General features: G+C 48.4%; 9 protein-coding genes. 6 read left to right on the forward strand and 3 right to left on the reverse strand.

What is annotated here, in order from left to right; translation table 11 throughout:
* Positions 1-5: 5 nt before the first annotated feature.
* The 3 genes from ugpE to ugpB all read right to left on the reverse strand — a co-directional run bounded on the left by ugpE (position 6) and on the right by ugpB (position 3,126).
* Positions 6-854 (reverse strand): sn-glycerol-3-phosphate ABC transporter permease UgpE, encoded by an 849-nt coding sequence (ugpE, locus tag AACZ19_RS16925; RefSeq protein ID WP_339635688.1) that lies wholly within the window; start codon positions 852-854, stop codon positions 6-8.
* Entirely contained in the window at positions 854-1,735 is an 882-nt protein-coding gene (gene ugpA, locus AACZ19_RS16930; protein WP_339635689.1) for a sn-glycerol-3-phosphate ABC transporter permease UgpA, read from the reverse strand. The genes ugpE and ugpA overlap by 1 nt, the downstream gene beginning before the upstream one ends.
* A gap of 74 nt (positions 1,736-1,809) precedes the next feature.
* Positions 1,810-3,126 (reverse strand): sn-glycerol-3-phosphate ABC transporter substrate-binding protein UgpB, encoded by a 1,317-nt coding sequence (ugpB, locus tag AACZ19_RS16935; protein ID WP_339635690.1) that lies wholly within the window; start codon positions 3,124-3,126, stop codon positions 1,810-1,812.
* Between the two features lie 247 nt (positions 3,127-3,373).
* Between ugpB and AACZ19_RS16940 the strand changes: the two genes are divergently transcribed.
* The 6 genes from AACZ19_RS16940 to AACZ19_RS16965 all read left to right on the forward strand — a co-directional run bounded on the left by AACZ19_RS16940 (position 3,374) and on the right by AACZ19_RS16965 (position 12,086).
* Positions 3,374-4,270: a LysR substrate-binding domain-containing protein gene (locus tag AACZ19_RS16940; RefSeq protein ID WP_339635691.1), complete on the forward strand. Its 897-nt coding sequence runs from the start codon at positions 3,374-3,376 to the stop codon at positions 4,268-4,270.
* A gap of 67 nt (positions 4,271-4,337) precedes the next feature.
* A complete protein-coding gene (locus AACZ19_RS16945) occupies positions 4,338-5,261 on the forward strand; it encodes a helix-turn-helix domain-containing GNAT family N-acetyltransferase (RefSeq protein ID WP_339635692.1) in 924 nt (307 codons plus the stop codon).
* Positions 5,258-6,142 (forward strand): DMT family transporter, encoded by an 885-nt coding sequence (locus AACZ19_RS16950; protein WP_339635693.1) that lies wholly within the window; start codon positions 5,258-5,260, stop codon positions 6,140-6,142. The genes AACZ19_RS16945 and AACZ19_RS16950 overlap by 4 nt, the downstream gene beginning before the upstream one ends.
* A 199-nt stretch (positions 6,143-6,341) precedes the next feature.
* Positions 6,342-8,099 carry a hypothetical protein gene (locus AACZ19_RS16955; protein WP_339635694.1) on the forward strand — a complete coding sequence of 586 codons (1,758 nt, stop codon included), beginning with the start codon at positions 6,342-6,344 and terminating at the stop codon, positions 8,097-8,099.
* A gap of 121 nt (positions 8,100-8,220) precedes the next feature.
* Positions 8,221-10,011 (forward strand): hypothetical protein, encoded by a 1,791-nt coding sequence (locus tag AACZ19_RS16960; protein ID WP_339635695.1) that lies wholly within the window; start codon positions 8,221-8,223, stop codon positions 10,009-10,011.
* Between the two features lie 332 nt (positions 10,012-10,343).
* Positions 10,344-12,086: a hypothetical protein gene (locus AACZ19_RS16965; protein WP_339635696.1), complete on the forward strand. Its 1,743-nt coding sequence runs from the start codon at positions 10,344-10,346 to the stop codon at positions 12,084-12,086.
* Positions 12,087-12,239: the final 153 nt, after the last annotated feature.

Consider the following 12,239-nt stretch of genomic DNA (forward strand, 5'->3'; position numbering starts at 1 on the left):
TAAACTTACTTTTCTGTTTCCGTCAGACCCCTGACGAAGAGACTTTGCATGAAAATAACCACACAAATTGGCGGCAGCATCGCCAGAAGCGCGGTCATCATAATGACATTCCATTCAGGCGCCTGCTCCGCCGCCTCCAGCATCTGCTTGATTCCCATCACCACTGTATACATCTGGGGTTCCGACGTAATCAGAAGCGGCCACAGATACTGATTCCAGCCGTATATGAACAGGATAACGAAAAGCGCTGCTATATTTGTTCGCGACATCGGGATCAGAATATCCCAGAAAAACCGCATGGGACCGGCGCCATCAATACGCGCCGCTTCCAGCAACTCATCGGGAATGGTTAAGAACACCTGCCGGAACATAAAAGTAGCGGTTGCCGAAGCTATCAGCGGAATGGATAAACCCCAATAACTATCCAGCATTCCGAGATTGGCAACGACCTCATAGGTCGGCAAAATCCGCACCTCTACCGGCAGCATCAGCGTAATGAAGATCATCCAGAAGAAAAACATGCGGAAAGGAAAGCGGAAATAAACGATAGCGAAGGCGGACAGCAGCGAAATTACAATTTTACCGACTGAGATCATTAACGCCATAACAAGGCTGTTGAAAAGCATCCTGGCGACACCTTCACCGCTCTGCCCGGAAAGTCCCTTGTTCAAGGCGATATCCAGATTTTCAAAGAAATGTCCGCCGGGCATCAGAGGCAGCGGAATCTGTGTCATACGGATTTCCGGGTGACTAGCGGCGACGAACATGATCCAGATCGGGAATGCGATCATGGCGACCCCGAAAATCAGCATAATATGAGAGAAAATCGTCAGTAGCGGTCTGTTTTCAACCATCAGTACGCCACCTTCTTCTCGATATACTTGAACTGAGCAACCGTCAGCCCAATCACGATAATCATCAGGATGACCGATTGCGCCGCCGAACCTCCGAGATCCAGCCCAACAAAGCCATCACTAAAGACTTTGTAGACCAAAATATTCGTCGCACCCGCAGGCCCCCCTGCAGTCACCACATGGATAACGCCGAAAGTTTCGAAAAAGGCATAAACAATATTAATCACCAGCAGGAAGAAGGTCGTCGGCGACAAAAGCGGCAGAATAATATCAATTGTCCGACGCATCGGCCCGGCGCCATCTATCGCCGCCGCCTCAATCAAAGATTTGGGAATCGATTGCAGACCCGCCAGAAAGAAAAGAAAATTATAGGCCACCTGCTTCCAGGCTGAGGCCATTACGACAAGTGCCATCGCCTGCCCACCGTTCAGTTGGTGATTCCAGTCATACCCAAGCGCGGAAAGAGCATAGCTGACAATGCCGAGTGTGGGATTAAACATAAAGACCCAGAGGGCGCCGGCGGTCACGGGCGCCACAGCATAGGGCCAGATCAATAACGTTCGGTAAGCACCCGTCCCCTTGATAACACGATCCGCGAAAAGAGCGAGAACCAGCGCAAAGGACATGGACAGGAAGGCGACAAGGAAGGAAAAGACCACTGTGATCTCGAATGAGCTCCAATACAGCGGGTCTTTAAACAGTTCCTCAAAATTTTTGAACCAGACAAATTCGGTTTTCAGACCAAATGGATCTTCAATCAAAACCGATTGATAGAGCGCCTGGCTTGCGGGCCAGATAAAGAATACGAGCGTGACTACAATCTGAGGCAGGACCAGCAGGAACGGCAGCACAGACGGCCCGAAGTGAACATTCTTTAACATGAACTGTTACCCCTCCGATGATGCCGCCGCAGCGGGAGGAAGCGCTGCGGCGGTCTCAATCAGAAAATCAAACGTTAAGATCCGTTTGCATCTTCAAATTTACGGAGGAGGACATCACCGCGTTTTACAGCCTCGTCCATAGCTTCCGACGGGGTTTTACTCTCATTCCAGATTGCTTCCATTTCTTCATTAATGACGTCACGAATCTGGACGAAATTACCAAACCGGATTCCGCGGGAATTCGGTGTCGGCGTGTTCAGGCTCAATTGCTTGATTGCGGTATCCGTACCCGGGTTTTCCTTGTAAAAGCCCTGTTCTTTGGACAATTCATACGCCGGAGTCGTGATCGGAACATAGCCGGTTTCCTGATGCCACCATGCCTGCACTTCAGATGAAGAAAGATAGGTCATGAACTGGGCAACCCCCTTATACTCATCGTCCGGCTTGCCGCGCAGTACCCATAAGGTCGCGCCGCCAATGATGGAGTTTTGCGGCTTCTCAATGACATCCGGATAATATGGAAGCATTGTCTGACCGAAATTGAATTTGGCCTGGCTCTTGATCGACCCGTAATAGGCCGAAGAGTTCATCCACATGCCACATTCGCCATTGGTAAACATCGGCAGGCTATCGCCGCGACGACCTCCATACTGGAACAGCTTGTCCTTGTGCCAGTTCTGCAGGTTCGTCATATGCATCTTGACGGTATCGTTGTTGAATTCAAATCTGGTGTTAGTGCCTTTGAAGCCGTTTTCTTCCGTGCCCATGGGAATGTTGTGCCAGGCACTAAAGTTTTCGACCATCACCCAGGACTGCCAGCCGAAGGAGAAACCGCATTTATAGCCCGCAGCTAGCAGCTTGTCGGACGCATCCTTCACTTCCGGCCAAGTCTCCGGGATCTTGGTCACACCCGCTTTATCCAGTGCGTCCCTGTTGTACCACATGACAGGAGTGGAGCTGTTAAACGGCATCGATAACAGTTCACCGTCCGATGTCTGATAATAGCTGATCACGGCCGGCAGGTAGACTGATTTGTCGAACGGCTCACCGGCATCATTCATCATTTCCTCAACCGGATAGACAGCGCCTTTCGCCGCCATCATTGTCGCCGTACCAACTTCGAAAACCTGGACGATATGCGGTTGCTTCTTGGCCCGGAAGGCTGCAATGGCCGCGGTCATGGTTTCCGTATAGTTGCCCTTGAAGGTGGGAACGACTTTATAGTCGGATTGAGTCGCGTTGAAGTCTTCCGCAATCTTGTTGACCCGTTCACCATTGGTGCCACCCATCGCGTGCCACCATTGAATCTCGGTAACCGCCGACGCGACACCGGTTCCGCTCATAAAGGCGGCCAACGCCGCCGGTAGAACTAGTTTTTTGAATATAGACATAATGTTTCCCTATAGGTTGTTTATAAAACATCGCCTTTGACGATGCCCGAATCTGATTTCTTTCTGTCAGGAGGCAACCCGTCCCCTCCCAATAGAGTATAGGTATTTGCCCGACCTTCAATGACGGTTTAATGACAGTGTCAAAATCTATTTCAGGATTCCACAATTTGCGGGATTAATGATAATCTTCCTGAATATCTCCATAACATTGTATTATGGGTGCGCCGAATGAAGAGGGGCTGAGGGCATGAATCGTCTAAGACAACTTGAAGCATTTCGGGCTGTCATGATTGCGGGGGGCGTCACATCGGCGGCAAAAATTCTCAACATTTCTCAACCCGCCGTTAGTCGATTAATCGCCAGCCTGGAAAAAGCCCTTAATATCCCTCTCTTTGACAGGCGGCAGGGACGGCTTCACCCCACATCGGAAGCAGAATTCCTTTATAGTGAAGTTGATCGTGCAATTACCAATCTGGATCACGTTGCGCAGCTTGCAGCGGATATTCGCAACCAGAAGGCCGGTCATCTCCGGATTGCCTGTCTTCCAGGCTTTGCAACATCCCTCTTGCCAAAAGTTGTGGCAGAATTCCTGGCGGAACGTCCAGACGTTACCATGTCTATCCAGACCCGAAGTTCCGCGCGGGTGCGCGAATGGATCGCCGCACAACAATATGACATTGGAATCGCAGATGAGTTTGAAGGGCATAGCGCCGTCAATCATGAATCGGTCAATATCCGGACTGTTTGCGCACTTTCCAGCCGCCATCCGCTCGCCAGTAAGCAAGGGATTACGGCCAGAGACCTTGATGGCATTCCAATGATCGTCCAAGACCGGCAAAACCGCTTTTACCACGCCGTAAAATCCGCCTTCGACGCGGCAGGCGCCGTCCTGAACCATCGGGTGGAAGTTCGTCAGTTCGCAACAGCCTGCCTGCTGGCAGAACAGGAAGCTGGCGTTGCCATCGTCAGTTCGATTGATGCGGCTGAATATGTCGGGCGCGGGCTGGTAACCCGCACATTTGAACCGCAGCTCCCTTTCCAGCTTGATATTCTATACCCCAAATTCCATCCACGATCTCTTTTGATGCAGGAATTTATCGTGCAATTCCGCGAGGGCCTCGCGCCATTCGCCCTCGCTGACTAAACTCTCTTTATATTTAGTTGACAAAGTCCATTATTTTATTGTGTTATAACAATAAACGGAGGGCATTATGGCTGTATCTGAAACCCGCATCGATGCAATCAGAGAATTCAACCGGTTTTACACCAAACAGGTGGGAGCGCTTAATGAAGGCCTCCTCAAAAGCCCTTTTTCGCTAACTGAAATGCGCATCCTCTATGAGCTGAATTTCGGGGAGAAGCTAACGGCAGGAGACCTGGTGAAAAGTCTGTCACTTGATCCAGCATATCTCAGCCGCCTGCTTAAGAAATTCAAAGCTGCCGGACTGCTGGAAACCATCAGGAGCGAAACAGATGGACGACAACGCGTTCTTGCCTTGACCGAAGAAGGCAGACGCGTCTTCGCACCCTATATCAAAGCCTCTCGTGATGAAGTCGCCGCAATGCTCGCCCCTCTCTCAGACAATGTACAGGCACGTCTCGTTGCTTCCATGAAGGAGATTCTCTCTATACTGGATGCCGAAACAGAGAACGCTAACCCGATCGTCATCCGGGCACACCATCCGGGAGATATTGGCTGGGTTATACACCGCCATGGTGCCCTCTATGCACAAGAATACGGATTTGATGAGAGTTTTGAAGGTCTGGTGGCAAAAGTGGCCGGTGATTTTCTGCAAGAGCATAATCCCGCGTATGAGCAATGCTGGATCGCCGAGAGAAATGGCGAAATTCTTGGCTCTGTCTTTCTGGTAAAAAAGAACAGGACGACAGCACAACTGCGATTGCTCTATGTCGAGCCAACCGCACGCGGTCTCGGGGTAGGGCGAAAACTGGTTGATGAATGCATCTCCTTTGCGCGCAGGAAAAAATACAAAACACTTACACTCTGGACGAATAGTATTCTCCATGCGGCAATCCATATATATGAGCAAGCAGGATTCAACCTCATGGATGAAGAACCCCATCACAGTTTCGGCCAGGATCTTGTCGGACAAAACTGGGATCTGAAACTATGACGCGCGAACAGCTGGCGCTGATTGCTGCCGCCGGCAGCGGCGTTGTTGTCGGCGCAGCGACAGTTGCCACCGGATCTATTGTCGGAGACATCGGTCCGGTAACTATTGCATTTGTCCGCTACTTTATCGGGGTGCTGCTTCTCCTGCCGCTTGCACTACGAATTACCTGGATCAGAGTTACCCCGCGCGCTATGGTCGGCATTGTACTATTCGGTGTTTTTCAGTTTGCCGTGCTGATCATTCTGCTGAATTTCTCCGTCATCTATATCGCCGCAGGGCTGGCTGTTCTGATATTCGCGAGCCTGCCTTTGCTGACAATGGCGATTGCAATTCTGCTTGGGCGCGAAGCCTTCACATATCGTAAGATAATCGGCATTTTGCTAACCCTTGTCGGGGTCGGTTTTGCGGTTGGCGCGAGTGCCTTCACGGGAGAGATCAATGCCGCGGGCTGGCTGGGTATCGGCGCCGCCTTTTCAAGCGCTTTGGTCGGGGCGCTCTGCTCCGTTCTTTTCAGCGCCTACATGCCGCGATATCCGACGCTTCAAATCAGTACGATGGCTATGGGCTCCGCCGTTGTCTTCCTGTTCGGGCTCGCCATTATGGAAGGCATGATTGACGCAATATCCGGATTTTCCATGAATACATGGTTTATTCTTCTATTCATTGGGTTTTCGAGTGCAGTTGGCTATTTTTGCTGGCTTTTTGCGCTTTCCCATATTCCCGCCTCGAATGTTACTGTGTTCCTGGGTCTCAGCCCGGTCGTTGCCGCAATACTAGGGGCAATTTTCATCGCCCAGCCCCTTTCATTCGAGGATTTAGCTGGCGCCGGCCTTGTGATCACTGGGCTAGTTATTTCATTGTGGCGCAGGGAATCATCATAAGCCTATCTTTCTGTTCCAGACATCTCAGCGGGTTGTTATCCTTCGCAAACATTCATCAACATTAATAGTTTTGTTAACCATTATATGGTAGGCAATATCCGCTTGATCGAAAGAGTGAGCGCAATACGGGCACCTTTGGACTCAAACAGCGCAACTGCCCAAAACTGTAAGAGTATCGGTTACGAAGGAAATGTCGTAAATGTCAAGAATTGCCAATCTGGCTGCATCCTCCACACTCATCTTCATGGCAATTCTTCTGGTGTTGAGTAGAATTCCACTACAGGGCTTCGTTCCACCAATCCTGCTGGTGATTGTATCTGCGTTGCTTGTCACCATTATCGTCCGAGTGATTGACGGACCTAAACCTTCCATCATAGCCTTTTCCGCAATTTTTGGATTTTGCCTGATATTGGCAGCATGGGGATTCACGACAATTGTTTTTTATCCATCCGGTCATGACGGGTTTGCCTACCATCTCACAGCAATTTGGGACCTGGCTGCCGGATGGAACCCGATTTTGTCCCCGCACAACAATATATGGGTAGACTCGTACCCCACGGGATACTGGGCGCTAGAAGGTTTTATTGTATCCACGACAGGTTTACCGTTGTCCGGCCAGAGCCTTATCGTTGGTCTTATGGTGGTGCTTGCAGTGCAGGCTTATGCGTTTTTCTTTGAGCGTGTCGGTCCTTTGCTGCCGTCTCATCAGAATATCATCAGCCTGTTCTTTGCTGCATTGGTTGTCTGTAATCCAGCCGTAGTAACGCAAGTTCAAACCCACTACGTTGACGCGCCCTTATATTTATTTGGAACCTCACTACTGCTTTTGCTGATAGCAGACATGCATCGCAAGAGCTGGGTTTCGCGGTGGGCAGCCGTCAGCTGTATTATTTTGGCGATAAATACGAAAACCAGCGCGCTATATTTTACTCCACTTATAATTTTCGGTGGATTTATAGTAGAAATCTATCTGGGAAACAGAGAAAGCGCCTTTATTAAACGTATTTTCGACTGGATTAGGTCGAAGGGAATCCTTTATGCCGTGGCGGGCATTTTTGCCATTTTGATTGTTGGATACAGACCCTACGTGACTAATATTCTGGATCACGAGACGTTACTCTATCCAAATTCGGACCGGATCATGGATGAGAATACTCCCGTTAACGTTCAGAATCCCATGCCTAGCCCACTCAAGTTCCTATATGGGGTTTTCGCCCGCACGGAACATAATAGATATGGCATTCCCACTGAAGCGCCGATCCACCTCAAGATCCCGGGAACCTTCGAGCTTCGGGAATTTATTGCGCCAGACTTCGACACAAGGAGAGGCGGATTTGGCCCCCTGTTCAGCCTTGCGCTCATAGGTTCTTTTCTCGTCTATCTGATAGGCCGCATGGCTATCGCAAGAGGAGCATCGACCCCGGCGACGCGTGAAGGTGACGGCATCGCGATCTTGGGGCTGATACTGCTTGGCATCACAGCATTCTTTCCGGAGCCGTGGTGGGCCAGATATGTCCCCTTTCTCTGGCTGACGCCTATTCTGTTTGTTGTATCAACCCTTTTCTTTGTTCCAAGCATCAGGAAGACCTCAAATTTTCTGGCGATAGTAATAGCCGTCACCTTGCTCTCTCTAATTGGCTGCGTTCTGTCCGGTGCTTTGGGGTCGGCGAGACAACATATAAAAACCTATGAACGGTTTGCTTCCCTGGAGCAGATGAAATCCGCGCCAGTGGTGGAACTCTTTGAGATACAGGATGTTCGGGTGTTTTCGGATTTTCAATCCAAATCGCAGTCAGACGCGGACACGGTTTATGCTGAAATACTTAGAAATCAGGGCATAAACACTGTGATAGCAGGCGAATTCGATCCCGAAAAATGTAGTAATTCCGGCTATTTCTTTGGTGGGGTGCAATGGTGTATCCCGAAGGCGGAAGGTTCAACGTCACAAAACGAATAGACGTAAACAAAAATCAGTCCGCTTTTGTTAGTGAGTCGAACTTTAAACTGCGGAGCGGAAGATCAATCGTTACTTGATCGCACTATGTTTTATAATGATAGGTATTTCGGGGTAAATAAAGTTGCAACAAGAAAGTTCTCAGCTGACAACCCGCTTTTTTAACGTCGGTGTATCTTCAATTTTCCTGTTTTTAGCGATCCTGCTAATTATCAGCAGGATGACTATGTGGGAAAATGTTCCGCCCGCCGTTGATATCATCATTGCTTCGATACTAACGCTTATCGTGGCTTATTTTCATGGCGGTCTCTTATCCGTAAAAACCGCGCTAATTTCTATTCTTCTTTTTTTCCTTTTCATATTACTGTGGTCCTATGCCACATCCCCATTGTATTCGCCTGGAGATGATGAATATGCCTATCACCTGACTGCAATATGGGATTTGGCGGATGGCTGGAACCCGCTCGTATCGCCGCATAACAATATTTGGGTTGACTCCTATCCAAATGGTTACTGGGTTTTGCAATCCTATATTGTTGCCTTGACCGGAAATCTGCTTTCGGGCCAATCCCTCATGGTTAGCCTCATGGTAACTGCCGCCATTCTCATTTTCGATTTCTTCAGAGTGCAGCTATCCAGCATCTTCCCGAAGCACCTGAACCTGATTTCATTGATTCTCGCGGGTATTATCGTGGGAAATCCGATTGTACTAACGCAGATCTTGACCCATTACACAGACGCCCCTCTATATATAATGGGTTGCGCCCTTGTCATATTTCTTATGTCGGACGTGCTCAAATCCGACGGTCTCGCCAGACTAGGAGTTGTCAGCTGCATAATCTTGCTCATAAACACAAAAACGGCAGCTCTATATTACGTACCCGTGATCGTCTTTGGCGGATTTTTAATGGATCTAATTGTCAACAAGTCAGATAGGAGCCTCATCAACCACGCCTTGAGCTGGATTTTATCTAAAGGAACTATTTACGGAGCTATCAGTATTCTGGCGGCAATTGTTATTGGCTACAAACCCTATATTACCAACCTCCAAGACCATCTCGCACTTCTATATCCGGCGGTTGACGAAATCATGAGGTATAACATACCAAACAATGTTCAAAACGTTCCGACGCCGATGAAATTCTTCTACGGTGTTTTTAGCGAAACCGGGCCGACACGCTGGCCTTTCCCTTATGATTCTCAGTTTTACCTCAAAATTCCCGGTACTTTCAATTTTGATGAGTTCAAATATCTCCGCTTCGACACCCGTAGGGGCGGCTTTGGCCCTTTCTTCAGCCTTGCGCTTTTGACATCGATAATCGCATATATTAGCTGCCGGATTGCATGTACGTCCAATACCAGGATTTCAAAACAAAACAAGGGCGACGGGTTAGCCGCATTTGCCGCAATACTGCTCGTTATGTCCATGTTTTTTCCTGAATCATGGTGGGCAAGATATATTCCCTTCGCGTGGCTCAGTGTCGTTTTATTTTTTGTGGCGACATTTTTCCTGAAATGCCAAGGACTAACTCTGGTATTTTTGCGGGCACTTCAGTTGTTGGCCTTACTGTCGTTTCTCTTGAGTATATTGGCAGGTCTTACTGGTGCAGCCCGGCAGTTAGTGAGAGTGGAAAGATATACAAGCGCCGTTGAAGCTATGAAGGATTTTCCGGAAATTGAAATGTATGCTTACGGAAACAACCGGATAACTCTTGACGATCAATCAAAATCTATTTCTGACGCCGCCCAAGTATGGAGCAAATTATTTAGCAGAAAAGGCGTTAATATGCGCTTCACGGGAGAAGAGCCGCCTTGGAAACTTGATGGTTGTTACAGCGCGGGCTGGTTGGAAGGACTTATCTTTTGGTGCGTGCCGGCAACGGTGGATAAAATACCGCCAAAAGCAAAAGAATAATCTGGCAGGCAATCAAACCATAGTTTCGGGCAAAACTGTCGATCTAAATAATTTAGTTGGCGCTTCAACTATAAATTCCATCCTCACTACGGGGGCACATTTTGCATAAGACAATGCCGCTATTAAATATCTAGTTTCATATTAAAGTTACACTGAACTAACTTGCTTTCAATTGTTCGGCATTCCCATTAGTCTAACATTAACCTTCTTAAGACTAGTCTTGTGCGTTAAAAATTTCACCAAATAGAAGGCCGCTTATAGAACTCCGACCTCTATTTTTTGGCTGGAGAAGCCATGAGCAATAACAGTTTAGTTTTGAGGGTTTACTTGCCATGACAAGATTTGCGAACATTGGCGCTTCGTCAATATTTTTGTTTCTGGCGTTTCTCCTTACCCTTAGCCGGTTAGCACCTACTGGCTATAGCTCTCCCGTCTTATTCGTATCGGTATCTATCCTTCTCGTTCTTATCGTTATATTTGCACTAAAAGGAAAAAGCGGTCTTTCTCCAGCATTATTTGCTGTTGTCGTATTTTTCTCCATTATTTTTGTGTGGAGTCTGGCAACCCGCTCCCTCTTCGATCCGGGTTATGATGGTTATTCCTATCATTTGAGCGCGATATGGGACATTGGGTCCGGCTGGAATCCTTTTTTGTCCCCGCATAATAATATTTGGGTCGATTCGTATCCCAACGGATACTGGACGCTACAATCATATGTTGTGGCGTTAACCGGTATATTGATGTCGGGGCAGGCTCTGTCGAGTGGCCTGACAGCCGCCGTCGCCTTGCTTGCATATGGCTTCTTTCTGGGAGTTCTTACGAAGCAAGAACGGCAGTTTCCGCATATTCAGGCTTTGCTTTTTGCAGGCATTACTGTCGCCAACCCAGTGGTTTTCGGACAACTCATGACACATTATGTGGATGGTCCGCTTTATCTGTTCGGCACCGCCCTTGTGTTATTCTTGGTGATGGATGCAACTTCTCCAAACCGTCTTGCCAGATGGAGCGCTATCTGCTGTATCATTCTAATGGTCAACACCAAAACGGCAGCCCTTTATTACACACCGCTTATCGTCTTCGGTGGTTTTGTATTCGATATTGTCCGCCAGAACGCGGACGAGACGATTTTTCGGCGAGTGTTTTACTGGATCGGAAAAAAGGGATTTCTATTTGGCTTTGCATTCATTCTCGGTGTTATCTTCGTCGGATACAAACCCTACGTCACGAATGTTGTCGATCACGGAGAACTACTTTATCCGTCTGTCGACAGAATAATGGATGGCAATTCCCCGTCAAATGTCATTCCACTTCCGGTGCCATTAAAATTCGTTTATGGCATTTTCTCACGTACCGAAGATAGCTCCTATCCGATTGACGCTCCAGTTGAGCTCAAAATACCCGGTGCTTTTTCACTATCAGAGTTCAAGCTTCTCCAGTTCGACACCCGGCGCGGCGGATTTGGGCCCTTTTTTAGCCTGGCACTGGTAGCCTCAATTCTTGCGTATCTAGGTTCCCGTCAGGCTGCTCGAAACAAATCATTGTATAGCTGGCGCCGTGAAGGTGATGCAATGGCCGCATTTGCCGCAATATTGTTCGTCTCTTCAATGTTCTTTCCGGAATCCTGGTGGGCTAGATATATTCCGTTCATTTGGCTCAGTGCTGTAATGTTCGCAGCTACTCCAATTTTCCTCACTGGCAAAGGAATTCTTTCCCTCTTTGCGCGGGTCATGTCAATCATCGCGCTGCTATCATTTATTGGATGTGTCCTGGCGGGAACAATTGGCAGCGCCCGCCAAATGTTTCATGGCTACAAGCAATCTGTCGCTGTGGATAACCTCAAGGACTACCCGGTTATTGAGCTTTCATATTACTGGGATTCAGTAATTAAGGGAGATTCTCAATCCAATAGTCAATCCGACGCAGCGGAGATTTATGCGCAGCTCTTTGAAAGTCGCGGCATCAGAACAGAAATTGTAGAAAATTACGTCAAGAGCCGCTGCGAAGATGACGGTTATCTGTTCGGCGGGATAATTTGGTGTTCGCCGAAGAAGTCTGCCCAAAAGGCATCAGAATAGTGTCCTTCCCCCTTATAACTGAGCCACGGAATTTGTAATATTCTACGAAACTGCTGGGGGTTATTTGGATGGCGAGGAAACGGTATACGGATGAGGATTGAATAGCCCCTAGATTGTTAGACGCTTTCTGACCTAAATTTGAGGTAAGGAGGC

It is taken from the genome of uncultured Sneathiella sp. (genome assembly GCF_963973085.1).
Lineage (GTDB): Bacteria > Pseudomonadota > Alphaproteobacteria > Sneathiellales > Sneathiellaceae > Sneathiella.

Bases quoted from the DNA above. Each gene is read 5' to 3' on its own strand.
- AACZ19_RS16940 (WP_339635691.1), top strand. From the start codon at position 3,374: ATGAATCGTCTAAGACAACTTGAAGCATTTCGGGCTGTCATGATTGCG.
- ugpE (WP_339635688.1), bottom strand. From the start codon at position 854: ATGGTTGAAAACAGACCGCTACTGACGATTTTCTCTCATATTATGCTG.
- ugpA (WP_339635689.1), bottom strand. From the start codon at position 1,735: ATGTTAAAGAATGTTCACTTCGGGCCGTCTGTGCTGCCGTTCCTGCTG.
- ugpB (WP_339635690.1), bottom strand. From the start codon at position 3,126: ATGTCTATATTCAAAAAACTAGTTCTACCGGCGGCGTTGGCCGCCTTT.
- AACZ19_RS16945 (WP_339635692.1), top strand. From the start codon at position 4,338: ATGGCTGTATCTGAAACCCGCATCGATGCAATCAGAGAATTCAACCGG.
- AACZ19_RS16955 (WP_339635694.1), top strand. From the start codon at position 6,342: ATGTCAAGAATTGCCAATCTGGCTGCATCCTCCACACTCATCTTCATG.
- AACZ19_RS16950 (WP_339635693.1), top strand. From the start codon at position 5,258: ATGACGCGCGAACAGCTGGCGCTGATTGCTGCCGCCGGCAGCGGCGTT.
- AACZ19_RS16965 (WP_339635696.1), top strand. From the start codon at position 10,344: ATGACAAGATTTGCGAACATTGGCGCTTCGTCAATATTTTTGTTTCTG.